Here is a 25661-nt window from a genome sequence, read left to right as displayed (position 1 = left end):
AGTTTTGCGGCGGTTGTGAGGGCCTCTTCGCGAGCAGGCTCGCTCCCACACTTGAAATGCATTCCAATGTGGGAGCGAGCCTGCTCGCGATGACGTCAGTGCGGACGCCGCCGATTACCGGACAAATATCTGCGCCGTGGTAATCGCCATATCCCCCCCTGGCAATTTGATGCTCCCGACCTGTTTCATCGTCTCGGCATCAAAAATCGCCACGTCATTAAACGTCCCGGCCAGATAGATCTTGCTGCCCTCCTTATTGAACGAAATGCAGTAATAGGAGTGCTCCAGCGTCGCCGCCTGGATGAGTTTCTTCTGCTTGATGTCGTACTTGGCCAGCCGGTTGAGCACGCCAAACATCAGGTTCGGATCCTTCGGCGAGCGCATGCCGCTGAAGTAGATTTCAGTCAGCGGCCCGAAGTCGGTGGTTTCGGTCTTACCGGTTTTCAGGTCGATGCTGAACAGTCCGTACAGATATTCGGCGGTGGCTGGATCCTGCTTCTTGTCCTTGAATTTCGCCGTGGTATAGAGCAGCGAAAAATCATGGCGGAAGGTCTGCTGGTTCCACACGTAAAGCACGTCCGGAGCACTGTAGTTCGCGCGTTTCCAATGGCGACTGGGGATCAGCACATCGAACTTGCCGCTCTGTACATCGACCTTGTAAACATCAGCACCCGCGACATACAGCGTGCCGTCATCGCCACTTTGCATGATGGTCAACTGCCGAGGCGCCGGGAAACTGCGCACTGGTTTTGCATTCATCCCGGCATCGGTCGCATAGACATCCAGACGTGGCTGTTTCACCTCATAACGGTCGTTGAGCATCTGCGTCGGGTTAGCAATGGTGTACAGCTCTTTACCGTCGTGGCTGACGGTGAACGCGAACATCGACCGCGCCTTCTCCCCCGGTTGCTGAGTGATGCTGGCGTGAAACACCTGTTTGCAGCTGTCCAGCTCGACACCGTAAACGTCGGCGTAATGGTTGTTCAGCACATACGCGGTCTTGCGATCCGGTGACAACTGCACGGTGCCGGGGCCAAACGCGTCGGGCATCTTGCAGGTCTTGTACAGACTGTCGGTGGCCAGATCGAGGACGTGCAGGTTGTTTGGGTAATTAGTGGTCACCATGTACTCGTGACCGTCTTGCAGCGCGGTGTTTTCATCGGCCAGAACGCTGAACGAGCAGACGCTCAGCGCGGCGAACGCGGCCAGGCCGCAGGCTTTGATGCTACGCATACTGGAATCCTTCTTCTTGTCCGGGGCGATCACTTGTCTTTGGGGAAGACCGTGCCGAGATTGCGCCAGTTGTCGTTGGACGCCTGGGCATCCTTGTTCCAGTCCGGGTAAGTGCTCATCATGTCCGGCACCTGCGCCGGCCACCAGCACGGATCGGAGCAGCCATACAGGTCAGCTTCCATCGGCTGGCACAGCGACGACACGCCGCCAAACGCATCGATTTCCCAACCCGGATCAGTGGTCGATGCGCAGCCCGCCACCGAACTCATCGCCACCACTTCTTCGATGCGGTTTTCCTCCGCGGCCTGATCGAGCTTCAACGCTTTGTTATTGATTGCCTTGAGATGTTTCATATCAGTGAGCCTTGCGCGGAGTGATGTAACTGCTGATAAACGCAGGGTTATTGGCCATGATCCGGGTGTAGACCTCGATGCCGAAGTCGACCCAGTCACGCATCAATTCGCAGTAGTGATACGTCGGGTGAGTCGGGTCGCCGTAGCGCGCGTAACTCTCGTGGTAGCAGCCGCCGGAGCACAGGTTGCGGATCTGACAATCCTCACAACCGGTGTTGCTGCGATCCAGACGCTGCGACAGAAAGTCATTCAATTCGACCTGTTTCACGCCGCTGTGCACGTTGCCGAAAGTCGGCAGCGTTGAGCCGGTAAAGCGGTGGCACAAATTGAGTTCGCCCTTGTGATCAACCGCGAGCATCTTCAGCCCGGCACCGCACGGCAGGGCTTTTTTGTGGCCTTCGTGGATATCGGTAATCAACTGATGCAGGTTGGAAAAGCCAATATTTCGGTGCTCCAGCGCCGCTTCCAGATAACGTCGACCGAGACGCTTCATGCTGGCGAAGACTTCAATCAGTTCGTCGCTGCTGAGGTTGAAACTGCTGATATCACCGGAGGTCACCGGGGCAAAACCGACCTCGGCAAAACCCAGTTCGTTGAACAGGTGATCCCAGATTGTTTCGACGTCGGTGACGCCAGTGGTCAGCGTCACGCGCGCACCGACCGGACGGCTGTTGTAGCGCGACAAGAGCATCTCGGCTTTACGTCGCACCACGTCGTAGGTGCCCTGCCCGCCCACAGTGATGCGGTTGCGGTCGTGCACGGTTTTCGGCCCGTCGATGCTCACCGACAAGCCGAAGCGGTGGGCGTTGAGGTAGTCGACGGTGTCTTCGGTCAGCAGCGTGGCGTTGGTGGTCATGACGAATTCGACGAACTTGCCGGCCTCGCGAAAACGCTTCTCGCAGTAGTCGACCATGTACTCGATCAGCTTGCGATTGCTCAGCGGTTCGCCACCGAAAAACACCACGGTGAAACGCTCTTCATCCGGCGATTCACGCAAGAGCATTTCCACCGAAGCGATGGCGGTTTCGACGTCCATTTTCTTGCCGGCGGACGGCTTGTCGAGGTCTTCCTTGTAGCAATAGGTGCAACTGAGGTTGCAGCCGGTGTTGACGTTGAGCACCACGGTGTTGATCGCGGTGCGCTCGACGCGTTTGGCCGCGATGTCCGGGGTCAGTGGCGAACCGTCGCTGACCAGTTCCAGCGAGATCAACTCGCGCAGGGTCTCGTTGATTTCCTCGCCGTTGAAGCGCGCGGCGAGGCGCTCGATCAGGTCTTCCGAAGAGCAGCCGGGGCCGCGCAAGGTGTCGATGATGGTGCCGGTCAGATCATCGCTAGCAAACAGCGAACTGCTGGGAATGTGAAACAGCATGCGGTCGGCGTCGACGTGCACTTCGTGCAGATTACGTTCAACCAGATTCAAGATAGCGCCCATTGCAAACCTCCTGTGCAGGCCCCGCTTGGCTGGGCTTGCGGTCATTCCGAAAAGTGTCTGAAGCGTGTGCGTTCAAGCCAACTCAAGGAATGGGTGGATTGTTCCAGCGTTGCACGGTGACGATCAGATGGCCTTCGCCGGTGAGAGATTTCCCCGCATCATCGACGGCGGCGATCACCTTGAGGTTGCCGGCATTGTTGGTGGACATTTTCCGCGCCGGATTCGGCCCGGCATCGCCCGGTGTGAACACGCCGGCGTCGGCCTGCATGGTGCCGGCAAACTTGACGTCCTCATCCTCTTTGGCGCGATCGTCGAAGGCTTCGACCTTCCACTGCGCCGGGAACACGCCGATGCGATACGGCTTGCCATCGGCGCCCTTGCCCCAGGCTTCGGCGTCGAAACGGCCTTGGACTTTCGGCGTCGAACCACCGCCCTCGCCGATCCGCGCCACGGAGAATTCCGGCACGACTTTGACCGAGGCGATGCTGTTGTAAACCGACAGGCTCGGGCCTTTCAGATTACCAACGCTGACGGCGCGCAGACCCGTTTGGGCATTGGCGGCGGCTTTGATTTTGACTCTGATTCTCTCGGCGTTTTGCTCGACGACTTCGACAACTTCCACGCCTTTGCCGAAGTTCGGTTTGCCGCTCAGACCGCTGCCGATCAAGGTCACTTCGGTTTCGCTGTCGACCTTCACGTAACCCGGCTGCACGGCGAGCAAACGTTGCGAGCCTTGTTTGGCGGCGACGAAATCGAGACCGCGTTCATCGTGCTCGGCCTCAAACATGCGCCCTTGCATCGCATTGCCCTGCGTGGCGAACACCTGGCGCATGGTCACGCCATCGACGCTGACGTTGCCGCGCCATTCGTAGCCGCTGTAGAGGATCGCGCTGCCGTCGCCATTGAATGCGCTGCCATCGGCGTATTGGCCTTTGACGCTGACCTTGAAAGTGTCGGTGCCATCGGCGGTCACGCTCATCACACCAGCGACTTCACCCTTGCCCGGCAGGTGACCGCTGAAGCTCCAGTCACCGACCAGCGCTGCGGCTTTCGGCGCGGTTTTCAGCCATTTCTGCCACGCTGGATTGTCCAGCGGATAACGCTTGGCCAATAGCGGCACCATCTCTTTGCGGGCAATATCGAACCAGTCGCGATCACGGGACATGGCCTGATATTCCAGCGACGGCCATTGACCGAGGTGGAAATTCACCAAGCGTTCCCACTCCTGCGCCGGACGCCGTTGCAAGGCAATGCGCGCCCCGGAGTGGCAGCGCCCGCACATCTGCGCGGTCTTTTCATCAAATTGTTCGACGGTGTTCAACCGACGCTCCAGCGCGTAACGCACGCCATCAGTTTCACTTGGCGCCAGGCCTTGGGTGTCGGCCAGGTATTTGACCAGGGTACGGCGGTCGTCATCGCTGATCTGCAGACCGTGCATGGTCTGCATGCGGGCGATGCTCATCAGCCAGCCTTCCGGGGTCTTGCGCTGGTGGCTGATGCGGCTCAGGGCGCTGTCGGCCTCGGGGGTGTGGCAGCCCTGACAGGTTTCTTTCAGGATGGTCTGGGCATCGCGGGCAGCCAGGCTGTGCGGCGAATGCAGGGCCACGCAAGCGGCCACGGCCAGCAGGCTGGCGCTCATGCCTGATCGGAGTCTTCTCTTCATCAACGTCGAACCTCGCACGGTGCTTTCTTATTGTTGTCGCTTATCGTTTTTATGGTTTCTGCCGTCAACGGTGTCACGCCGACGGAGGCAAGAGAAACGTCTGTGATGAGCAATACACGGAGCGTGCCAGCTTGCGGATAAGCTTTTCAATCAAGCATTTACGTGAAGATCACTGCGTTGCAGGGGTGGCGGGGATGTCGACTGGCGTCCAATTTCGCGACAACTGTTGCAGTGTGAGACAAGCATAGTTGTCGCGGGGTCGGGTGCGTTGGGTCAGCGGACGGAATTGTCAGGGTGAAACTGGTATTTCCCGCAGGACTGGCAACACCTTTGGCATGGTCGTTGAGCGTAATCTCTGGCCGCTGACTCCTTGGATTTTCGGGAAGCGACTTCGAGCCGATTTCCCCACCAAAACGCAAACGCGATCAGCAAAATCATGCTGAGTGACCATAGGCCCATGATGATATAAAAACTCATGATTTCTCCTCGAACAGGGCAACAGCATAAGAGGCAAGAAGTACGAAAAAACTACTGACAGCCATCGCTGCACTTGCCCGAATCGTGTTGGCATCGCTACCGTCGCCAATCACCAGCGAAGCTCCGCCTGTCACCATAAATCCAGTACCGATACCCATCATTAAACTGGTTATCCATCGAATGCTTTTGTTGTTCATCGACATCCTTGTGAAGAACTGAACCTGCCAATTCCATGGCAGGAAAACTGAAAAACTGCAGTGATGATCCCATCAGCCCTTAGTGCCGAATACTGCCTATCAACATTCGATAAGCCGCTGGATAAAGAACTTAGCTCGAACCTCTTCAATCCACCAGATGCCCTAAATCAACAGCGCAGCGACTCTTCCTACAGCAGTTCGGCCACTGTTTCGTCCGGCGCCTGCCAGGCCTGATCCGATCCGTATCTTGCATCTCAATGACTGTCGCGTTTTGCGACAAATTCACCTTTCCGCGCGCCTCAACATCCACCTCTCATGCCCGGCACAACAGGCTCGCAAGCCTTCCTGAGGCATTTGGCACAGCCATTGCGAAAGCCCTCCCAACGACAACGAACAACAAGAGGCTTCGCCATGTCCCTTCCGCATCTGCTCCCTGCCACTTCAGCTTTTATCCAGCGCGCACCGCGCATGTTGATCGGCGGCGCTTGGGTCGAGGCCGCCGACGGCCAGACCATGCCATTACACAACCCCGCCATCGGTGAAGTCCTCTGCGTGGTGCCCCGCGCCACACCGGAGGATGTCGACCGCGCAGTGCTCGCCGCGCGTCAGGCCTTCGATGATTCCGCCTGGAGCCGCACCCGTCCACGCGAGCGGCAAAACCTGTTGTGGAAACTCGCCGATCTGATGGAGCGCGACGCCGAACTGCTGGCGCAACTGGAATGCCTGAACAATGGCAAGAGCGCAGCAGTGGCGCAGGTAATGGACGTGCAACTGGCCATCGATTTTCTGCGTTACATGGCCGGTTGGGCGACAAAAATCGAAGGATCCAGCGTCGAGGTGTCGCTGCCGCTGATGCCGAATGATCAGTTCCACAGTTTCATTCGCCGCGAAGCCGTCGGCGTGGTCGGCGCCATCGTCGCCTGGAATTTCCCGCTGTTGCTGGCCTGCTGGAAACTCGGCCCGGCGCTGGCCACCGGTTGCACCGTGGTGCTCAAACCCGCCGATGAGACGCCACTGACCGCGCTGAAACTGGCCGAACTGGTGCTGGAAGCGGGTTACCCGGAGGGCGTGTTCAACGTGGTCACCGGCACCGGGATCACTGCGGGGTCGGCGCTGACGCACAACCCGTTGGTCGACAAACTGACTTTCACCGGATCCACCGCTGTCGGCAAACAGATCGGCAAGATCGCCATGGATTCGATGACCCGCGTCACCTTGGAACTGGGCGGCAAATCGCCGACCATCGTCATGGCCGACGCCGACCTGAAATCCGCCGCAGCGGGCGCGGCCAGTGCGATTTTCTTCAACCAGGGCCAGGTCTGCTGCGCCGGTTCCCGGCTGTATGTGCAGCGCAAGCATTTCGACAATGTCGTCGCCGATATCAGCGACATCGCCAACGCGATGAAGATGGGCAACGGCCTCGACCCAAGCGTCGAGATGGGCCCGCTGATTTCCGCGCGCCAGCAGGAACGCGTCTACAACTACATCGAGATGGGTCGCGAAAGTGGCGCGACCATCGCTTGCGGTGGCGAGCAATTCGGGCCGGGTTTTTTCGTTAAACCGACGGTGATCGTCGATGTCGATCAGAAACACTCGCTGGTGCAGGAAGAGATTTTCGGCCCGGTGCTGGTGGCGATTCCGTTTGATGACGAGGCCGATGCGCTGCGCATGGCCAATGACAGTCCTTATGGTTTGGGCGCGAGTATCTGGTCGAATGATCTGGCGGCGGTGCACCGGATGATTCCGCGGATCAAGTCGGGATCAGTGTGGGTCAACTGCCACAGCGCGCTGGATCCGGCGCTGCCGTTTGGTGGGTACAAAATGTCCGGGGTCGGGCGGGAAATGGGGTATGCGGCGATTGAGCATTACACCGAGCTGAAGTCGGTGTTGATCAAGTTGTAGAGATCAACAGCACCCTCACCCCAGCCCTCTCCGTTTATGTACCGGACACATGGTGGACGGGTGTTCGGAGACATGGTGGACACATTTTAATAGACACATTGCTCATCACCAAGGAGATGACCTGTGTCCTGGGAAGAGGTGTCCACCGTGCAGCTTCGTTCAGAATTCGTGCTTTTGGCTCGGCAAGAAGGGGCCAATGTTCGGCAGCTTTGCCGTCGATTCAATATCAGCCCAAGCACTGCCTACAAATGGCTCAACAGGTTTGAAAATCTCGGTGCGCAAGGGTTGATCGATCAGTCTCGACGACCAAAGACGTCACCCAAACGCTGCGCTGAAGAGGTTGAGCAGCAGATTTTGACCGTGAGTCAGGAGTACGCCGCTTGGGGCGCTCGCAAGCTCAAGCGCGTGTTGGAAGACGACGGCAAAGTGATGCCCTCCGTCAGCACCGTGCATGCGGTTTTACAGCGTCATTCGCGCGTTGATCCAAAGGCTGCCGAGACCAAACCGTTTATCCGGTTCGAGCACGAGGCGCCCAACGATCTTTGGCAGATCGACTTCAAGGGCCATATCAGCCTGAGCCACGGACGTTGCCATCCGCTGACGATACTGGACGATCACTCGCGGTTCTCACTGTGCATCGCTGCGTGCGCCAATGAGCAGCGCCGAACCGTCCAGGAGCAACTAATGCGGGCCTTTCGGCGCTACGGTCTGCCTCTGCGCATGACGATGGACAACGGTTCGCCATGGGGTGACCAGACCGGTGTTTACACCGCGCTGGAGGTCTGGCTGATGAGCCAAGGCATCAAGGTCGGCCACTCCCGACCTTATCACCCGCAAACCCAGGGAAAGCTGGAGCGCTTCCACCGCAGTCTGAAAAGGGAAGTCCTGCAAGGTCAGCTCTTCATCGATCTGGACGACGCACAACGGGCGTTTGATATCTGGCGTGAGATTTACAACCAGAAGCGCCCGCATCAAGCACTGGACATGCAGGTTCCTGCTACTCGCTACAGCAGCAGCCCGCGGGAATATCAGGAGCAACCTGCGGCGCCTGAGTACGACGATGGGGATGTGGTCAGGAAGGTTCAAGTGAAGGGAGAGATCTACTGGGGCAACCGTGAATACACTGTCGGGAAGGCGTTTTACGGGAGGTCAGTGGCTATCCGGGAAACGACGGAGGACGGCATCCACGATGTCTACTGGAGTAGACATCGTATCGCCCGAATCGACTTGAACTTGCAGATCGTCACGGCAGGTAAGAAGATCTAAAACCGTCCACCATGTCTCCGAACATGTGTCCACCATGTCTCCGGTACATACACTCCCGGAGGGAGAGGGGGCCGACCGAGTTGTCTGGTGAGCTGCATCGACCTGAAAGACCGAGTCGATGATGGATTCAATGGTGATCGCTTAAGTCGGTGTGCCTCGCCAATCTCCCCCAATCAGTCCCCTCTCCCACTGGGAGAGGGTTAGGGTGAGGGCCGATACCCCTGACCCAGCAACCATCCCCGAATCACCCGCCTCTGCTCTTCACTCAAAACCGCCAACACTAGCTCCGCCGACTCGGTGCGCAACCGCCTCACCAGCGGCGCGACCTCAACCCCTTGCACGTGCCAGATCCCCAACGGCTGATCCGCCGTAATCACCACCTCAGCCTCATCCACAAACCCATCTCGCAACACCGGCATCCGCTCAATCCGCAACGCCGAAAAGTCCGCCTCCGCATGCGCAACCTGAGCATCCGGCCACTGCCGCCGCGCCCGCCAGAACGGCTGTTCAGCCCAACGTTGCTCATCGGCATAAAAGTCCCTGCCGATCCGCGCAAAACGCAAAAACATCTGCTCCACCCGTTGCTGATGAAAGCGCTGCGCCAGCGCCGCCCGCTCCGGTTTGCCCAGCAGCGTGTTGATCACCACCGGTGCCTGCAACGCCGAAGACAGCGACTGAAAAATCCCGTTGCCCGACAGCGGATCCACCGCCATCGCCGCATCACCGACGCGAATCCAGTTATCGCCGCACACCTGTGCCGCCAAAATCGCCGTGCTGCTGCGAGCGTGCAGTTGCAGATCGGTTTCAACTGAATCGGCAAAAAACACTTGCGCAAACGAGGAAGCCTGGCGACGTTGACGACAGTAATCGAGCAACTGCGCCTTACCCGGCAAATCAGCGCTGGCTACGTCCACCGTCCATTGCCAATAACATTGCCCATCGGCCCGGCGCGCCATCCACGCCCAGCCATCCTCAAGACTTTCCACCGCACTGGCCGTTATACCCGGCGCGCCTTGCCAGCGATTGAGCAGGCTGACCGTCTCCGGCCCGCGCAAGCCCTTACCGAGTGCCGGCGCCTGCCGTCCGCGTGCTTCCACCAAAAACTCCGCGTGCAACGTTTTGCCGCCATCCAGTTCGATCCGATGCTCTTTCGCCGAGGAGTGCACACTCAGCACGCGCGCTTCGATCAGCTCAACCCCGGCCGCGCGCAAAGCCTCACGCAAACCGCGATCAAACGTCGGCCGATCCAATAGAAATTCGATGTTCTGCGCGTGCTGCTGACCGTTCCAGTTCACCTGTCGTTGCGAAGGCAATATCGCCTCGGCCAGCGCCTGATGCAGTCCGGCGCCGCGCAACGCCTCCAGCACTCTCTGCGATACACCTTCGAGGGCGGAAAAACGTCGCCACTCGCTGACCAGCGTCACGCCATAGCCCAACCGCCGCAGCCCCAAAGCTACCGCCGCACCCGCCGGCCCGGCACCAAAAATCACGATCGCGGTCACGGCGCAAACCGCCGCTCAGGCCCGCGATACCGGGCGTTTACTTTCAGCCATTCGACGACTTCAGAATTACTAGCCAGAGGATGCTCCAGCAGAAACGCAGTGATATGTCCGCTCAACGCCGCACAGCCCAGACTGGCCCCGGATTGCCCCAGATAAGTGCCATGCACGCACGCCGCAAAATCGGCCTGCGCACTGTCGAGCCACGACCATTGTTCGTCGGTGCACCGCGCATCCCCGGTCACCCGCAACACCTGCGGATAACTCGCCGGGAACACCGCCGCGCCCTGCGCCGGACTCGACGCGCAGAGCAACACGCCACGCGCTATCGCCGCCGCACAGGCTTCGCGCAACAAGCTGCGATCCTGACGCAAACCGAGACTCAGGTTGATCAAGCGAACGTCTTGCGTGACCAGCCAATCAATCGCCGTGGCGATCTGCAAAGCACTGGTCACGCCGCGCTGATCAAACACCTGCGCGACACACATCTGCGCGGCCGGTGCACGACGGCTGATCGCCTCGATCACCGCGCTGCCGTGACCCAGCGGATCATCGCGTAAATCCCCCTCAGCCAAACCCTCTTCCAACAACGAAAAGCGCCGACCGGCAATCACCTGCACCCGTTGCGCAGCCGAGTGCCCACTGTCGACCACGCCGATGCGCAACTCAGGCTTCATGCAGCACCGTTTTCGACGTCAGCACGCCGTCGAGCAATTCAAAGCGCAGATCGGCATCGGCCAGGGTCGACGGTCGATGGCTGATAAGGATGCGTGTGCGCCCGGCGAACAGGCGGTCAATCGCTTCAATGACTTCGCGCTCGGTCGCTTCATCGACCGCTGAAGTGGCCTCGTCGAGCACCAGAATCAAGGGATCCTGCAGCAGCGCCCGGGCAATCGCGATGCGCTGTTTTTGCCCCCCGGACAACTGCTGACCACGCTCGCCCAACGGACTGTCGAGGCCTTCCGGCAGCGAGGCGATCAAACTGTCGAGTTGCGCCAGCCGCGCCACTTCGGCAATTGATTCACGATTGGCATCCGGCATTGCGTAGGCGAGGTTATCGGCGAGGCTGCCGCGAAACAGCACGATGTCCTGGCTGACCACCGCAATGCGTCGGCGCAACTCGAACAGATCCAGTTCACGCAGATCGACCTCACCGAGCAACACCCGGCCAGATTGTGGATCGTGATGCCGTTGCAGCAGATCGATGAGGGTTGATTTGCCAACTCCGGAGCCACCGCTCAACGCGACTTTCAAACCGTAGGGAATCGTCGCTTCGATGCCGCTCAACGTGCTCGGCCGCCCCGGATGGCTGAAGTGCACATTGTCGAAACGCAGTTCGCCCGAGCCTGGCAACGGTTGCGGCGCAACCGGTGAACGCACGGTCGGTTCTTCGCCGCGCAATTCCATCACCCGACCAAGGCTGACGGTCATCCGCTGAATCGCCACGTACAGCCCCAGCAAGCTCTGCACCGGCCCGACCGCCATGCCCAGATACGTCGAAAACGCAATCAGGGCGCCGAGCTGCCAAGTACCCTGCACCACCCAATAACCGCCGATCAAAAATGCACAGGCGCGGGACAACGAGGTCAACGTGCCGGGCACAGCCTGAGTAAAAAACTCGGTAACTTGCAGGCGCAGCAATTGATTCATGTAGCCCTGCCCAAGATGTTCCAGACGCCGCGCCTCACGCTGCTGCTGGCCCGCCGATTGAATAAACTTCATCACCGGTAAGGTCTCGACCATGAACGACGACATGTCCGCCGAACGCTCGCGCAACTGCCGCACATCACGCTCGACCTTGCGCCGCATCCAGCGCAGCCACAACACGTCGAGGGGAATCAGCACCAGCGCCAGCAGCGAGAGTTTCCACGACAGGGTGAAGAGCATCGCGATGGCGACCACCAACCCGATCACACTGGAGACCGCAGAGAACAGCGAATCCACGGCAAAGCGCTGAATCTCCGCCACATCGCCATCCAGACGCGACATCAGGTCACCGATGCGCCGCTGCCCATAGAAACTCGGCGACAGGGTTTGCAGGTGCCGATAGAGGTCGTCGCGCAGGGCAAACAGAATCCGCCCGGACAGGCGCGTGTGCAGAAAACGGTTGATCCCCGACAATGCAGTCCCGAGCAATCCGGCGATGATCATCAGCACTGCAATCATCACCAGCATCGGAAAATTGCGCGCCAGCAGACCGTCGTCGATCAGCAATTTGATCAGCCACGGCTGCACCAGCACCAGCAACGAGGCGCACACCGACAGCGCAAGCAAACCGGCAATCGCCAGCCGCTGCGGACGGACAAAACCGTAGAGCCAGCGCAACGCTGCTTGCAGCGCGGCGGGGTCGCGGCTGTCGATCAGCCGTACGATCAGGCGCTGCATCACGAGCGCAACTGTTTGAGTTTGCGATACAGCGTCGCGCGGCTGATGCCCAGCGCTTCGGCGGCGGCAGAAACGTTGCCCTGATGGCTGTCGAGGGACTGGCGGATCATTTCCAGTTCGTTCTCACGAATACTTCCGGCCGCCGGTTTCTCGCTGGCGGTCAGTTCATCGAGCATGCTGTCGGGCAGATGATCGAGCGTCAGTACGCTGTCGCCCGGTTCGCGCATGGCCAATGCGGTGCGCAAGACCATTTCCAGTTGGCGGATGTTGCCCGGCCAGTGATAGCTGGCGAGCAGCCGGTCGAGGTCGTCATGCAGGAGCACATTTGGCGCGTCGAGTTTGCTGAGTAAACGGCTGACCAACGCGGCGAAATCATCGCGCTCGCGCAAGGCCGGGAGCATCACGCTGATGCCGTTGACGCGGTAGAACAGATCCTCGCGAAACTGCTTGTCGGCGACGAGAATTTTCAGATCGCGGTGCGTGGCGCAGATCAGCGCGACGTCGATGTCCTGCTCTTCACCGGCGCCGAGCGGCGCCACTTTGCGATCCTGCAGCACGCGCAACAACCGCGCCTGCAAGGCCAGTGGCATGTCGCCGATTTCATCGAGGAACAGCGTGCCGCCGTGGGCTTGTTGCAGCCGGCCAATCATGCCGCCGCGCCGCGAGCCGGTGAACGCGCCTTCGCGGTAGCCGAACAGTTCCGACTCGATCAAGCCTTCGGGAATCGCCGCGCAATTCACCGCGACAAATGGTTTGTCGCAGCGACTGCCGGCCATGTGCAAAGCGCGGGCGATGACTTCTTTACCGGTGCCGGTTTCGCCGAGCAGCAACACTGGCAATTCGTTTGCCAGCCCTTGGCGCGCCATGCGCAAGGCACGGGCGTAACGGGCATTACTGCCAGCCAGCGCGTCAAGATCGGGTGGTGGTTTGATGGATTTCGCTACGCTGCGCGGTGGCCCGCCAAGGTTGACCGACCGCGCGGGTGCACGCAGGGTTTTGTAGAAAAACTCACCTTTGGCGGTTTGCAGACTGCCGACACCGCCCTGCTGTAAACGACTGAGCAATTGCAGGCCATCGACCCCGAGAAACTCTTCACAACGACGCCCGAGCAGCGCCGAACGTTCGGCCCGCAGTAGCTGACACGCCTGCGCGCTGACCGCGAGAATCTGTCCGCCGAGACTGACCGCGAGCAAGCCCTGCCACGGCGATTCCAGATACTGCCGACGACTGTGAAACGCCAGGACAATCTGATCCGGAAAGCTGTTATTGAACACCCGGCTTTCGATCTGACTGACCGCCATGCTCAGCAGCGCGGTGCTGTCGTGTACGCGACCGAGCGGGCCTTCGCGGGTCAGATCGAGGACACCGAGAATCTCGCCTTGCGGGCAATGGATCGGCACCGAGGTGCAGGAAAAATCCGTCAGGCGATCAAGGTAATGTTCGCCGCAATCGATCAGCGTTGGCCGGGCTTCGACCAGGGCTGTGCCGAGGGCATTGGTGCCGCGAGCCGCCTCGCTCCAGCAGGCGCCGAGGGTGATGTCTTGCAGACCACTGCCCTTGAGCCGGTCAGCGCGCCCTTCGACGGCGAGGATGGTCGCGTCGGAGTTGGCGAGGATGATCAGGCCTTCCTTGCCTTGGCGTTCGGCGAGGTAATCGATGGCCGGCATCGCTGCGTCGATCAGCAGGCGATTGCTTGCCAGCAGCACGTCGAGGCTGGCGCTCGATTCCAGCGTCAGCTCGTGTTTGCCGTTGAAGTGCACACCGTGGCCAAGACTGCGTCGCCACGAAGCATCGATCTCCGCACGCAGCACGCCGTCAGGCACCTGGCCTTCCAGATGCAATTTTTCCCGGGCGAGCCGGGCTTCGTGATGTGGCTTGGGATCGGTGGTTTTTATTAGAGTCATCAAGCGCTCCGCAGCGGTCCGCTTTGCGCTTTTATTATTTCAGCGCCCTGACGGCAATCTTTACGTTAACGTCAGGGCGATGGCAAGCACCGTAGGGCGCTTGGGGTTCCGGCAGGTGAAACCAGTCATCGTTCTTCGCGAGCAAGCCCGCTCCCACAGGGGCAACGCATACCAACTGTAGGAGTGAGCCTGCTCGCGATAGCGGTCGCTCTGCTCACACAAAACTCAGATCTGCCAAACCTCACCATTCACAAAAAACGCCCGAGCATTATCCTCAAGACTCTCCAGGTGATACCCACCCTCCTGCACAATCAAACACGGCAACTCAAGCCCGCGAATCCGCTCACCCAAGGTGGCAAACCCCTCACGCGTCACCGCCACCTTGCTCTGCGGATCCAGTTCATAAATATCGAACCCCAACGACAGCACCAGCACCTCGGCACCAAACTCACGCACCGCCGCCAACGCCACATCGAGTTGCCCCAGGAAATCCGCTTCACTCGCACCATGCGCCATCGGCAGATTGAGATTGAAGCCCTCCCCCGCGCCCGCACCGCGTTCTTCGGCAAACCCGGCCACGCCCGGATAGAAGTTGGTCGGATCGCCATGCACCGAGACGTAGAGCACGTCATCGCGGTCGTAGAATATTTCCTGAATGCCCTGACCGTGATGCATGTCGGTATCGAGCACCGCGACCTTGGCGAACTTGTCACGCAACACCTGCGCCGCCACCGCCGCGTTGTTCACATAGCAAAAACCACCGGCGGCTTCGGCACGAGCGTGGTGTCCCGGCGGGCGGCACAGCGCGTACGCCGCCGGCTCGCCATCGATCAACGCCTGCGCGCCCGCCACCGCGCTTTGTGCCGACCAGTACGCCGAACGCCAGGTCTGCTCGCCGACCGGGCAACTGCCGTCGGCGAGATAGCGTGCGGCCTGCGCGAGGATGCCGCGCAGGGCATTGGGTTCGCGGACGAAGATGTTCGACATGACTTCATCGCCCCAGTCTTCGGGGATTTCCTTCCATCGGGCGTGCGCTTCCTGGAGGAATGTCAGGTACGGCGCGCCGTGTACCGCGAGCAATGGTGCGAGGCCGGCGTCGGTCGGTTGCTCGACGTTGAAGCCCAGATTGTGCGCGGCCTGCACCAGACGCTGCGCGCGCTCGGGGACTTCCTGCGGCGTGCGCATCTGGCCACGGGAGTAGTAGCTGCGTGGATGGTGGAGCAATTGTTCTGGGTGGAAAAAACTGCGCATGGGATGGATTCCTGTCAGTTAATACAAATCTTGAAAATGACCGATTTCAACTGTAGGAGTGAGCCTGCTCGCGATAGCGGTCTGTCATTTGACTTTGATGGTGGCTAACACGGCCCCATCGCGAGCAGGCTCACTCCTACATGGGGATTGGGGATTACCGGGAAATTTCAGCGCGGGCGAGGACAGCGTTGAGCAGCACATCGGTGCCTTGGCGCACATCCTCGGGCAGCACGTCTTCGGCCTCGTTATGGCTCAGGCCGCCGACGCACGGAATGAACACCATCGCGGTCGGGCAGTATCGCGCTAGCAGAATCGCGTCATGCCCGGCGCCGCTGACAATCGATTGCTGAGCGTAGCCCAGCGCATCCACCGCCGATTGCACTGCCGCCACGCACTCGGCGTCAAACGGCGTGGCCGGGCTGATCCAGTGCGGGGTGATCGTCACGCTCAACCCCCGCGCATCAGCAATCGCCTGCAAACGTGCGCGCACTTGTTGTTCCATCGCGGCGATAGCGTCGTCACGGTGATGACGCAAATCGACGGTGAAATTCACCAGACCGGGAATGGTGTTGCGCGACGATTTATTGATGCTCAGTTCGCCCACGGTGGTGAGCCCTTCGGGAGCGAAATCCGTCGCCAGTTCTTCAATCGCCTGAATCATCCGTGCCACGCCGTACAAGGCATCCTTGCGCAACGGCATCGGCGTGGTGCCGGCATGCGCGGCCATGCCTTCGACGCGCACATCGAGCCAGCGGATCGCTTGGCCACCGGTGACCACACCGATGCTTTTCGCGTTGTCTTCAAGGATCGGGCCTTGCTCGATGTGCGCTTCGAAATAGGCATCCACCGCACCTCCCAAGGCACGGTCAGCGGCGTAACCAAGGCGCTGCAACTCTTCGGCAACGCTGATGCCGTTGGCGTCGCGCACCGCCAGTGCGGCCTGCAAATCCATGATCCCGGTGAACACCGCCGAGCCGAACATCGCCGGGGTAAACCGCGCGCCCTCCTCGTTCGTCCACACCGCGATTTCCAGCGGTTTGCGGGTTTTGATGTTCTGGTCATTGAGGCAGCGCACCACCTCCAGACCGGCCAATACGCCGTAAACGCCATCGAAGCGGCCACCCTCCGGTTGGGTGTCGAGGTGACTACCCATCATCACTGGCGCCGTGTTCGGATCGGTGCCTGGGCGGCGGGCGAACAGGTTGCCGATGGCATCGACACTCAGGGTCATGCCCGCCTCGCGGCACCAGTGGGCGAACAGTTCGCGGCCTGCTTTGTCTTCATCGCTCAACGCCAGACGGCAGCTGCCGCCGCGTGCGGTTGCGCCGATTTCAGCCATCGCCATCAGGCTCGCCCACAGGCGTTCGCCATTGATCTTCAACATGAGGTGCTCCTGGAATTCGAGATTAAATAGAAGCCATTTCCGCGCGATGAGCGCTGGCATGGCGACGTGCGAGGGACAACACGCAGATCAGCGAAACCGCAGCGATCAGGCTGTAGAACACCGCCAGCGGCCACCACTGACCGGTGAATTTGTGCGCGAGCATGGTGCCGATCAGCGGCGTCAGACCACCCGCCACCGCGCCGCAAATCTGATAGGCCAGCGAAATCGCGGTGTAGCGCACGCGGGTCTCGAACATGCCGCTGACGTACCCGGCGATCACTGCGTAAAACGACGCCATGCACACCACCGCCAATGCGATGCCGAGAATGATCAGCGGCGCCTGCGCCGAACTCACCAGGACAAACATCGGATACGGCGAGGCCATCGCCAGCAGCGACACCAGACACAGGAAACGCGTGGCGCCGATCTTCTCCGCCGTCCATGCCGCCAGCGGCTGAATGCAGAACTGAATGATCGCAACGACGAACAGGCATTCAAGAATCAACGAACGCGGCAGCGCCAGTTGCTGAGTGGTGTAGGCGATCATGAAGGTGTTGGTGAAATACACCCCGGCAATGCCCAGCGTGTTGGCGCCGATGCACAGCAACAGTGGGCGCCACGCGGTGCGCAGAACCTCCATCACCGGCGCTTGTTCCTTACGGGTTTCCTTGCTCGCTTTCTCGCGGCTGGCGAGGAATTCCGGCGACTCATTTACGCCTAGGCGAATCGCCAGACCGACCAGCAGCAACAACGCACTGGCGAGGAACGGCAGACGCCAGCCCCAACTCATCAAATCTTCTTCGGGCAAACGGGTCACCGCGCTGAATGCCAGCAGCGAGAGGATCAAACCCGCCGGGCTACCGAGTTGCGCGAAGGACGCGAAGAAGTTGCGCCGGCCCTTCGGCGCGTGTTCGCCGGCCATCAACACCGCCCCGCCCCACTCGCCACCGACGGCGATACCCTGGACGACGCGCAGCAGAATCAGCATCACTGGCGCGGCCACGCCGATCTGGGCGTAGGTCGGCAGCAGACCGATGCACACGGTGACCACGCCCATCATCAGCAACGTGATGATCAGCGACTTCTTGCGGCCGATGCGGTCGCCGATGTGGCCAAAAATGATCCCGCCCAACGGCCGCGCAAAAAAGCCCACGGCGAAGGTGCCGAAGGCGGCCATGGTGCTGAACAGTGGATCATCGGAAGGGAAAAACAACGCGCCGAACACCAGCGCGGCGGCGGTGGCGTAGATGTAAAAGTCGTACCACTCGATCATGGTGCCGATAAAGGCAGCGGCTGCCGCACGGCGCGGCTGGTTGGAAGCTTGGGGCTTCATGGTCGGGCTCCTTTGATTGTTTTTTTGGCAGGAGGAAAACGCTAGGGCGAGGCACTCTGGCGGTGCCTGTCTGGGAGTGATTTATCGTCCCGGGGCTATGATTAGTCAATTTTCTATTTATTATTCCGACTATTACGCCAACTTATAATCGAGGCCGCGATGGCTGAGCGCGATGTACAACGTTTGCTGAATGATCGTCTGGACTGGAACCTGTTGCGCACCTTCCGCGTGATCGGCCAAGAGCTGAGCATCAGCCGCGCCGCCGCGCGTTTGCACCTGACGCAACCGGCGGTGAGCCAGGCACTCAAGCGTCTGGAAGAACAACTCGGCCGGCAATTGATCGCCCGGCGCGGCCCGCGCTTTGCCCTGACCGAAGTCGGCGAGCAGATCTTCGAACTCGCTGGCGAGATCTATGGACAGGTCTCACAAGTCGGCGGATTGCTCGAACAACCGGCCGACGAAGTGATCGGTAAAGTGCGCCTGTTGATCATCAGCCGGATCTTTTCCGACCGGTTCGATGACTTTCTTGCCGACTTCCATCGCCAGTACCCACGGGTGGATCTGGAAGTTGATGTGATGCGCAGTTCCGACATCGTCAGCGCCTTGCAGGAGAAAACCGCGACCCTCGGCCTGAGCCTCAATCGCCGCCCGCAACCGCGTCTCGAACAGCGTTTGTTCCTGCGGCAGCGCTATGCGTTTTTCTGCGGCAAGCACCATGAATTGTTCGGTCGCGAGGACGTCAGCGAAGGCGATTTGCAGTGCGAGAATTTCGTCAGTTTTACCAGCGACCAAATTGGCGGAATGCTCTCGCCGTTGACGATTTTTCGGGATCAGCAGGGTTTCAGCGGACGCATCGTCGCGTCCTCGCCGAGCCTGGAGGAAGTACGGCGACTGGTGATCGCCGGGTTCGGGATTGGTTGCTTGCCGGAGCATGTGGTGGCGGCGGACGTTGAGGCGGGATTGCTCTGGCGACTGCCGCCTCACGAAGGGATTGCCGATGTCGACATCCATTTACTGTGGAACCGCGACCAGCGCATGAGCCGCGCCGAGACGCTGTTTATCGAACGCTTGCAGGCGTGTCTGGCGGATCAGTAACCCAACGTTCTGTCGGCGCTGTTGAGTAGCTCTTCCCCCGAATTCAGTCGGCGGAAGTTCTCGGCGATCTGAGCGGCGATGCAGTCGTGGGAAGCTGCCGAGGCCATGTGCGGGGTGATCGTTACACCGGCGGTTGTCCAGAGTGGATGGTCGCTGGGTAACGGTTCCTGATCGAAGACATCGAGTAGCGCGCCGCGCAGTTTCCCTGTTTGCAGAGCCTGTTGCAGATCCTCGATATTCAGGTGTGCGCCGCGTCCGACATTGACCAGTGCTGCGCCGTTGGCCAGGTGTTCGAACGTGGTTTGATTGAGGATGCCGCGCGTCTCGTGGGTCAGTGGCAACAGGTTGATCAGCAGCTCCACGTTGTGCAAAAACGCCGTGAAGGTTTCCGAGCCGGCGAAGGTCTGCACACCCGGCAGATCCTTGGTACTTCGCGCCCAGCCACGGACGTCATAACCCGCTTTGGTTAAATCCTCAGCGATGGCGCTGCCGAGCGATCCCAGACCCATGATCCCGATCCTGAACTGACTCGCCGGGCGCTGCAGCGGGCGCTCCCAGTGCTGGCGTTTTTGCTGTTGCAGCACCTGATCAAATCCCCGGTGAAAGTGAATCACCGCCCAACGTACATACTCGGTCATGCCTTGCCGATGACCGGGATCGACCACCCGGCACACCGGCAGATCCGGGCACGACGGATCGTGCTCCAGATGATCGATACCGGCGGCCACCGAGTGAATTACTTGCAGATTGGGTAACGCGGCGAGACTGCCCGGCAGCGGAAACCAGCACGCCGCGATCTGTGCATCAAGCGCTCGCGGGTCATCGGCCGGCACTGCCGTGAGGTGCGGCGCGCTGCGTGCAAACGCGGCCTGCAATTGCTTGAGCAACAGCAAGTCGCGGGACAACAGTGCAACGGTATTCATGACAGATAGGACTCGCGCTGGGAATCGATCAAGGTCAAAGCGGCCGCCCAGGCCAGGTCGATGATGTTGTCCTGTTCATCGCGGTCGAACTGTTCAGCGGTGTGCGCGCAGATCTCGTGGGACGGATAATGCAGCTCCGAACCACCGGCCAATGCCTGCACTTGCGCCTGACAGGCACGCTCGAGAAAGTGGATTTCCTGAAAGGCCTGAGCCACGCCCGAGCCACCAACCAGCAAACCGTGATTGCGCAAAATCATCGCGCGGTGCGGGCCGAGGTCGGCGATCAAACGCTCGCGTTCATCCAGCGACAGCGCGATGCCTTCGTAGGTGTGATAAGCGAGTTTTCCGTAGAACTTCAGCGCGTGTTGGCTGATCGGCAGCAAGCCTTGTTTTTGCGCAGCGACGGCCATCCCGGCGGCGGTGTGCGTGTGGATCACGCAGTTCAGATCCGGGCGCGCCATGTGGATCGCCGAGTGAATGACGAAGCCTGCGGCGTTGACCCGATGACCCGCATATTCAGGGTCGACGATGTTGCCATCCTGATCGATGCGCACCAGATCGGAAGCACGCATGCGGTCGAAAATCACCCCGTAGCGGTTAATCAGAAAATGGTGCTCCGGCCCCGGAATACGCAGGGTGATGTGCGTGTCGATCAAGTCGGTCATGCGGAAATGCGCGATCAAGCGATACAGCGCGGCGAGCTCACAGCGGGCTTGCCATTCAATCGGATCGATGTGGGCAGGTTTACTCACGAATACACCTCTTTGTTGGAATGCAGAACGACCGGCGCGGCACGCAGCCGAACGAGGCCACAGACACCGATGAGCGACACGGTCGAGAGCAATGTGAAGAACACCGCCAATGGCAGCCATTGCCCGGAAAATTTGCTGGCCAGCAGCGTGCCGATCAAAGGCGTGGTGCCGCCGGCGAGCGCGCAGCTCAATTGATAGGCGATGGAAATCCCCGAATAGCGCAGATGCACCGGAAAAGCCTGAGTCATGTAGCCGGCAATCACTGCGTACAGCGCCGACAGGATCACCACCGCGACGGCGATGCCGAGGGTCATCAGCAAAATGTTTTGCGTGCCGACCAGCAGGAACATCGGGTATGGCGTGACCATGCACAGCAACGCAACCAGCATCAGGAAGCGGCCCTCGCCAATTCGTTCGGCCAATAGCGCCGACAGCGGTTGCGAGAGCAGTTGAATCACCGTGACCAGGAACAGGCAATCAAGAATCGTCGCCCGCGAAATGCCCTGGTATTGGGTGACGTAGGTGATCATGAAAGTGTTGGTGAAAAAGAACCCGGCCGAGCCGATAGTCACCGCAGCCGCCGCGAACAGAATCTGCCGCCAGCACTGACGGATCACGTCTTTGACCGGGTATTTCGAGGTTTCGTTGTTCTCTTTGGCCTTGGCGAATTCCGGCGATTCATGCACGCCGGAACGGATCATCAAACCAACCATCATCAGCACGCCACTGGCAAGAAATGGCAGTCTCCAGCCCCAGGCGAGAAACTCTTCCGGCTCCAGTGAAGTGACGAGGCGGAAGGCGATCAATGCCAACAACAGACCCGCAGGACTGCCGAGTTGAGCGAAGGATGCGTAAAAGGTTTTGCGCTTGGCCGGCGCATGTTCGCTGGCCATCAACACTGCCCCGCCCCACTCGCCACCAACGGAAATCCCTTGGATCAGGCGCAACACGATCAAACCGATCGGCGCCCATATGCCGACGCTGGCATAGCTCGGCAGCAAGCCGATACCGGCAGTCGCCAGGCCCATCAGCGCCATCGTCACCAGAAGCATTTTCTTGCGCCCGAGACGGTCGCCCAAATGACCGAAAACCATACCGGCCATCGGTCTGGCGATGAAGCCGACGGCGAAGCTGCCGAAGGCTGCGAGCGTGCTGGTAACCGGATCTTCGCTGGGGAAAAACACTTGCCCAAGCACCAGTGCGGCGGCAGTGGCGTAGATGTAGAAATCGTAGAATTCGATGGTCGTGCCAATGAAGGCAGCGGCCGCGGCGCGACGCGGCTGAGCGGTGGTGTGCATGCAAGGACCCTGTGTATTTATCGTTTTTTTGGGCAGGTTTCAGGCGGCTGACGGTCACGCTCTGTGGCGCTTGTGGGCTTTATCGCTTCCGTGACAGGATTAGTCAATTTTCAAAAACTTAACGCTAGTATTAGCCCTGCTACTACATGGAGTGTGTGATGTCCTCTTCCAACCCTTGGGTCGGCCGGCGCTTTCTCAATGATCGGCTGGACTGGAACCTGTTGCGCACCTACCTGGTGATCGGCCAGGAAGGCAGCATGAGCCGCGCCGCTGCGCGCTTGCACATCACCCAGTCGGCAGTGAGTCAGGCATTGAAACGCCTCGAAGAACAACTGGAATGTGTGCTGATCGCGCGCAGCGGGCGGCGCTTTGATCTGACCGAAACCGGCGAGGAAGTCCTGCGTATCGCGGCGGATATTTATGGCGATATTTCACGACTGGGGACAGTGATCGAGCATCGCCATGATGACGTGGTCGGCAAGATCCGCATCCTCACGGTCAGCGGTGTGCAGGCGCGGCACTACGATGATTTTCTGGCTGACTTCCATGAAACGCATCCGAAAATCGAGCTGGAAGTCGAGGTGATGGGCAGCTCGAACATCATCAGTTCACTGCTGCAAAAAACTGCCACGGTGGGCGTTGGCCTATGTCGTCTCGCGCAACCACGACTTGAACGGCGGGTGTTGTTTCGCGAGACCTACGCGTACTTTTGCGGGCAGCGCCATCGGTTGTTCGGGCAACAGAATCTGTCGCTTGAGGAATTGGCGGCGGAGAACTTCGTCAGCTTCACCAGTGATCAGCTCGGCGGCAATCTATCGCCGTTGACGCTGTTTCGCGATCAGCAAGGGTTCACCGGCAAGATCGTGGCGTCTTCCACCAGTTTTGAAGAGATATACCGATTGATCTGCGCCGGATTCGGCATCGGTTGTCTGCCGACGCACTTGGTGCGGCGCGACGTCGAGCAGGGTTTGCTCTGGCGGTTACCACCGGAGGACGGCGTGGTGGATTTCGATATCGAGCTGCTGTGGAATCGCGAGCAGAAGATGACTCAGGCCGAGACCGTGTTCCTCGACAGCTTCCAGCACATGCTCAGCTTGCGTGAGCCTGTGCTGTGAAGCTGTAATTGATCAAACGTGCGGATCGCCTGGCGCTTTGGCTGGCGCCGCGTATTGCGGCTTGAGATGGCCATCCTGATCAAGTAGCCAGGCATCCATGATCTGCCGCACCACAGGACCTGCGACTCGGCCACCGGCCTCACCGTTTTCGATCATCACCGCAATCGCAATCTTCGGATGCTCGGCCGGCGCGAAGCCGACGAACAAGGCGTTGTCGCGATGGCGCTCGAGGGTTTTCTCGCGGTTGTAACGCTCACCCTGCTTGATCGCCACCACTTGCGCCGTACCACTCTTGCCAGCGATGCGGTACTGCGCACCGGCCGCTGCTGCACGAGCAATGCCTCGCGCATCGTGCATCACCATCTGCATACCGTGGTTGACCTGTTCCCAATCGCGCGGGTCTTTGAGCAGGATGTTCGGCATTGGATTTTCATCGACCGGTGCCACGCCATCGACGGTTTTCGCCAGGTGTGGACGGTTCCACACGCCTTTGTTGGCGATCAGCGCAGTGGCCTGAGCCAGTTGCAGCGGCGTGACTTGCATGTAGCCCTGGCCAATACCGAGGATCACGGTTTCACCCGGGAACCAGGCTTGGCGGCGGGTGGCGCGCTTCCACGCTTGCGACGGCATCAAACCGGGCGACTCTTCGAACATGTCCAGCGAGACCTTTTCGCCGAGGCCGAACATCGCCATGTAGTCGTGCAGGCGATCAATGCCAAGCTTGTGCGCGAGGTCGTAGAAGTAGGTGTCGTTGGAACGCATGATCGCGGCGTCCATGTCTACCCAGCCATCGCCGCTGTGGTTCCAGTTGCGGTACTTGTGATCGAAGTCCGGGAGTTGGTAGTAACCCGGATCGAAGACGCGGGTTTGCGGCGTCACGACGCCAGCATCGAGACCGGCGATAGCCACTTCCGGCTTGATGGTCGACCCCGGCGCGTAGAGGCCGCGCAGCACGCGGTTGAACAGCGGCCGGTCGATAGAATCACGCAGCGCCGAATATTCCTTGGAGCTGATGCCGGTCACGAACAGGTTCGGGTCGAAACTCGGGTTACTGACCATGGCCAACACTTCACCGGTGGCCGGGTCGAGCGCTACTACGGAACCGCGACGATCACCCAGTGCGGCCTCAGCGGCTTCTTGCAGGTGGACGTCGAGGCTGAGAACGATGTTTTTACCCTGTACCGGATCCGTGTGCTTGAGTACGCGCAGCACTCGGCCCTGGGCGTTGGTTTCCACTTCTTCGTAGCCGACGTGGCCGTGCAGTTGGGCTTCGTAGAAACGCTCGATGCCGGTCTTGCCGATGGATTGCGTGCCGCGATACTCGACCGAGTCGAGGGTTTTGGATTCTTTTTCGTTGATACGGCCGACGTAGCCGATCGAGTGGGCGAAATGCGCGCCGAGTGGGTAGTGGCGGACGAACTGCGGTTCAACATCGAGCCCGGGCAGGCGGAACTCGTTAACGGCCAGAACGGCGATCTGCTCTTCGGTCAATTCATAGAACAGTGTCACTGGCGTGAAGGGATGACGCGACTGCTTCATCGCCTTGTCGAACACCGTGCGGTCTTCGGCAGGCAGGTGCAGGAGGTTGATGACCTCATTCAGCTCTTCATTGACGTCGGTGGCGCGTTCGCGGGTGATGATCAGGTTGTAACTGGGACGGTTGTCAGCCAGCAACACGCCATTGCGGTCGTAGATCAGGCCGCGTGTGGGCGGGATCGGCAAGACGTGGACGCGGTTGTTTTCGGAGATGGTCGAGTGGTAATCGAACTCGACCACTTGCAGGATGTACAGCCGCACCACCAGGGCACAGCTGACTGCAAAGACGAACAGAGCGCAGGCGATCAACCGTTTGTTGACCAGACTTGTCTCTTTTTCGTGATCCTTGATCGGGATAGGTTCAGGCATTTCTACAGCAACTCTTTGACATAAATTAATGCCGTTCCTTGGGCATGACATCAGTCCGTTAAAAAACGAGCTGCACCATACCAAAAACTGCCCGGTCACTTCAGACCGTTTTTCTCCAATGGCAGGTCTTGCGACGGTCGGAACGGTCTCAACGCGTCGTGAAAACTTTTCCTGCGGGCAAAACAAAACCCCAACTGCTTTCGCAATTGGGGTTTCGGAATTTAATCTTGACGATGACCTACTCTCACATGGGGAAACCCCACACTACCATCGGCGATGCATCGTTTCACTGCT

Annotated in this window: 19 protein-coding genes and 1 pseudogene; 4 read left to right on the top strand and 16 right to left on the bottom strand. The window is 59.8% G+C overall.

The annotated features are described in order from the left end of the window. Window positions 1-114: 114 nt before the first annotated feature. From peaD to QMX93_RS20385, 5 genes are all read right to left on the bottom strand, one after another. The gene (gene peaD, locus QMX93_RS20405) at window positions 115-1233 is read right to left on the bottom strand and encodes a quinohemoprotein amine dehydrogenase subunit beta (protein ID WP_282357778.1); all 1119 of its coding nucleotides are present in this window, start codon (window positions 1231-1233) and stop codon (window positions 115-117) included. A 29-nt stretch (window positions 1234-1262) separates the two neighbouring features. After that, on the bottom strand, window positions 1263-1586 hold the full coding sequence (gene qhpC / locus QMX93_RS20400; RefSeq protein ID WP_064117830.1) for a quinohemoprotein amine dehydrogenase subunit gamma: 324 nt from the start codon (window positions 1584-1586) through the stop codon (window positions 1263-1265). Between the two features lies 1 nt (window position 1587). Next, entirely contained in the window at window positions 1588-3018 is a 1431-nt protein-coding gene (gene peaB, locus QMX93_RS20395) for a quinohemoprotein amine dehydrogenase maturation protein (protein WP_282357777.1), read from the bottom strand. Window positions 3019-3100: 82 nt separating this feature from the next. After that, window positions 3101-4681: a quinohemoprotein amine dehydrogenase subunit alpha gene (peaA, locus tag QMX93_RS20390; RefSeq protein ID WP_282357776.1), complete on the bottom strand. Its 1581-nt coding sequence runs from the start codon at window positions 4679-4681 to the stop codon at window positions 3101-3103. Window positions 4682-5154: 473 nt separating this feature from the next. After that, entirely contained in the window at window positions 5155-5355 is a 201-nt protein-coding gene (locus QMX93_RS20385; RefSeq protein WP_282357775.1) for a hypothetical protein, read from the bottom strand. A 411-nt stretch (window positions 5356-5766) separates the two neighbouring features. Between QMX93_RS20385 and QMX93_RS20380 the strand changes: the two genes are divergently transcribed. Both QMX93_RS20380 and QMX93_RS20375 read left to right on the top strand, forming a co-directional pair. Beyond that, on the top strand, window positions 5767-7257 hold the full coding sequence (locus tag QMX93_RS20380; RefSeq protein ID WP_282357774.1) for an aldehyde dehydrogenase family protein: 1491 nt from the start codon (window positions 5767-5769) through the stop codon (window positions 7255-7257). 123 nt (window positions 7258-7380) lie between these two features. Beyond that, window positions 7381-8614: pseudogene (locus tag QMX93_RS20375) on the top strand (IS481 family transposase). Window positions 8615-8723: 109 nt separating this feature from the next. On the opposite strand, the gene QMX93_RS20370 reads toward QMX93_RS20375, so the two are convergent. The 7 genes from QMX93_RS20370 to QMX93_RS20340 all read right to left on the bottom strand — a co-directional run bounded on the left by QMX93_RS20370 (window position 8724) and on the right by QMX93_RS20340 (window position 18279). Continuing rightward, window positions 8724-10025, bottom strand: a complete 1302-nt coding sequence (locus QMX93_RS20370; RefSeq protein ID WP_282357773.1) for an FAD-dependent monooxygenase — start codon at window positions 10023-10025, stop codon at window positions 8724-8726. Continuing rightward, a complete protein-coding gene (locus tag QMX93_RS20365) occupies window positions 10022-10699 on the bottom strand; it encodes a S8 family serine peptidase (protein ID WP_282357772.1) in 678 nt (225 codons plus the stop codon). The genes QMX93_RS20370 and QMX93_RS20365 overlap by 4 nt, the downstream gene beginning before the upstream one ends. Continuing rightward, window positions 10689-12407 carry an ABC transporter ATP-binding protein gene (locus tag QMX93_RS20360; protein WP_282357770.1) on the bottom strand — a complete coding sequence of 573 codons (1719 nt, stop codon included), beginning with the start codon at window positions 12405-12407 and terminating at the stop codon, window positions 10689-10691. The genes QMX93_RS20365 and QMX93_RS20360 overlap by 11 nt, the downstream gene beginning before the upstream one ends. Then, entirely contained in the window at window positions 12407-14311 is a 1905-nt protein-coding gene (locus tag QMX93_RS20355) for a sigma-54-dependent Fis family transcriptional regulator (protein WP_282357769.1), read from the bottom strand. The genes QMX93_RS20360 and QMX93_RS20355 overlap by 1 nt, the downstream gene beginning before the upstream one ends. Window positions 14312-14536: 225 nt before the next feature. Beyond that, entirely contained in the window at window positions 14537-15562 is a 1026-nt protein-coding gene (locus tag QMX93_RS20350) for a histone deacetylase family protein (protein WP_282357768.1), read from the bottom strand. Between the two features lie 154 nt (window positions 15563-15716). After that, window positions 15717-16946: a Zn-dependent hydrolase gene (locus QMX93_RS20345; protein WP_282357767.1), complete on the bottom strand. Its 1230-nt coding sequence runs from the start codon at window positions 16944-16946 to the stop codon at window positions 15717-15719. Between the two features lie 22 nt (window positions 16947-16968). Continuing rightward, window positions 16969-18279 carry an MFS transporter gene (locus tag QMX93_RS20340; RefSeq protein ID WP_282357766.1) on the bottom strand — a complete coding sequence of 437 codons (1311 nt, stop codon included), beginning with the start codon at window positions 18277-18279 and terminating at the stop codon, window positions 16969-16971. A 159-nt stretch (window positions 18280-18438) separates the two neighbouring features. Between QMX93_RS20340 and QMX93_RS20335 the strand changes: the two genes are divergently transcribed. Then, complete coding sequence (locus tag QMX93_RS20335) at window positions 18439-19374, top strand: LysR family transcriptional regulator (protein ID WP_282357765.1); 936 nt, start codon at window positions 18439-18441, stop codon at window positions 19372-19374. Here the strand turns inward: QMX93_RS20335 and QMX93_RS20330 are convergent. The 3 genes from QMX93_RS20330 to QMX93_RS20320 are packed head-to-tail and all read right to left on the bottom strand — an operon-like array spanning window position 19368 to window position 22347. Further along, a complete protein-coding gene (locus tag QMX93_RS20330; RefSeq protein WP_282357764.1) occupies window positions 19368-20297 on the bottom strand; it encodes a glyoxylate/hydroxypyruvate reductase A in 930 nt (309 codons plus the stop codon). The two genes, QMX93_RS20335 and QMX93_RS20330, sit on opposite strands and share 7 nt — an antisense overlap. Beyond that, on the bottom strand, window positions 20294-21049 hold the full coding sequence (locus QMX93_RS20325; protein WP_282357763.1) for a class II aldolase/adducin family protein: 756 nt from the start codon (window positions 21047-21049) through the stop codon (window positions 20294-20296). The genes QMX93_RS20330 and QMX93_RS20325 overlap by 4 nt, the downstream gene beginning before the upstream one ends. Next, window positions 21046-22347 (bottom strand): MFS transporter, encoded by a 1302-nt coding sequence (locus QMX93_RS20320; protein ID WP_282357762.1) that lies wholly within the window; start codon window positions 22345-22347, stop codon window positions 21046-21048. Before QMX93_RS20320 ends, QMX93_RS20325 begins: the two co-directional genes overlap by 4 nt. A 155-nt stretch (window positions 22348-22502) precedes the next feature. Here QMX93_RS20320 and QMX93_RS20315 point away from each other — a divergent pair, with 155 nt between their 5' ends. Next, window positions 22503-23462, top strand: a complete 960-nt coding sequence (locus QMX93_RS20315; protein ID WP_172680132.1) for a LysR family transcriptional regulator — start codon at window positions 22503-22505, stop codon at window positions 23460-23462. Between the two features lie 12 nt (window positions 23463-23474). Here QMX93_RS20315 and mrdA read toward each other — a convergent pair whose 3' ends face one another. After that, the gene (gene mrdA / locus QMX93_RS20310; RefSeq protein WP_282357761.1) at window positions 23475-25367 is read right to left on the bottom strand and encodes a penicillin-binding protein 2; all 1893 of its coding nucleotides are present in this window, start codon (window positions 25365-25367) and stop codon (window positions 23475-23477) included. Window positions 25368-25661: the final 294 nt, after the last annotated feature.

Origin of the sequence: Pseudomonas sp. PS01303, from assembly GCF_029959385.1 — a bacterium.
Lineage (GTDB): Bacteria > Pseudomonadota > Gammaproteobacteria > Pseudomonadales > Pseudomonadaceae > Aquipseudomonas > Aquipseudomonas rustica.
The sequence above is the reverse complement of the archived record's forward strand: the minus strand, read 5'-3'. Positions and strand labels throughout refer to the sequence as shown.

Coding starts and splice junctions, on each gene's coding strand:
- peaD (WP_282357778.1), bottom strand. CDS start 1,233: ATGCGTAGCATCAAAGCCTGCGGCCTGGCCGCGTTCGCCGCGCTGAGC.
- qhpC (WP_064117830.1), bottom strand. CDS start 1,586: ATGAAACATCTCAAGGCAATCAATAACAAAGCGTTGAAGCTCGATCAG.
- peaB (WP_282357777.1), bottom strand. CDS start 3,018: ATGGGCGCTATCTTGAATCTGGTTGAACGTAATCTGCACGAAGTGCAC.
- peaA (WP_282357776.1), bottom strand. CDS start 4,681: ATGAAGAGAAGACTCCGATCAGGCATGAGCGCCAGCCTGCTGGCCGTG.
- QMX93_RS20385 (WP_282357775.1), bottom strand. CDS start 5,355: ATGAACAACAAAAGCATTCGATGGATAACCAGTTTAATGATGGGTATC.
- QMX93_RS20380 (WP_282357774.1), top strand. CDS start 5,767: ATGTCCCTTCCGCATCTGCTCCCTGCCACTTCAGCTTTTATCCAGCGC.
- QMX93_RS20365 (WP_282357772.1), bottom strand. CDS start 10,699: ATGAAGCCTGAGTTGCGCATCGGCGTGGTCGACAGTGGGCACTCGGCT.
- QMX93_RS20360 (WP_282357770.1), bottom strand. CDS start 12,407: ATGCAGCGCCTGATCGTACGGCTGATCGACAGCCGCGACCCCGCCGCG.
- QMX93_RS20355 (WP_282357769.1), bottom strand. CDS start 14,311: ATGACTCTAATAAAAACCACCGATCCCAAGCCACATCACGAAGCCCGG.
- QMX93_RS20350 (WP_282357768.1), bottom strand. CDS start 15,562: ATGCGCAGTTTTTTCCACCCAGAACAATTGCTCCACCATCCACGCAGC.
- QMX93_RS20345 (WP_282357767.1), bottom strand. CDS start 16,946: ATGTTGAAGATCAATGGCGAACGCCTGTGGGCGAGCCTGATGGCGATG.
- QMX93_RS20340 (WP_282357766.1), bottom strand. CDS start 18,279: ATGAAGCCCCAAGCTTCCAACCAGCCGCGCCGTGCGGCAGCCGCTGCC.
- QMX93_RS20335 (WP_282357765.1), top strand. CDS start 18,439: ATGGCTGAGCGCGATGTACAACGTTTGCTGAATGATCGTCTGGACTGG.
- QMX93_RS20330 (WP_282357764.1), bottom strand. CDS start 20,297: ATGAATACCGTTGCACTGTTGTCCCGCGACTTGCTGTTGCTCAAGCAA.
- QMX93_RS20320 (WP_282357762.1), bottom strand. CDS start 22,347: ATGCACACCACCGCTCAGCCGCGTCGCGCCGCGGCCGCTGCCTTCATT.
- mrdA (WP_282357761.1), bottom strand. CDS start 25,367: ATGCCTGAACCTATCCCGATCAAGGATCACGAAAAAGAGACAAGTCTG.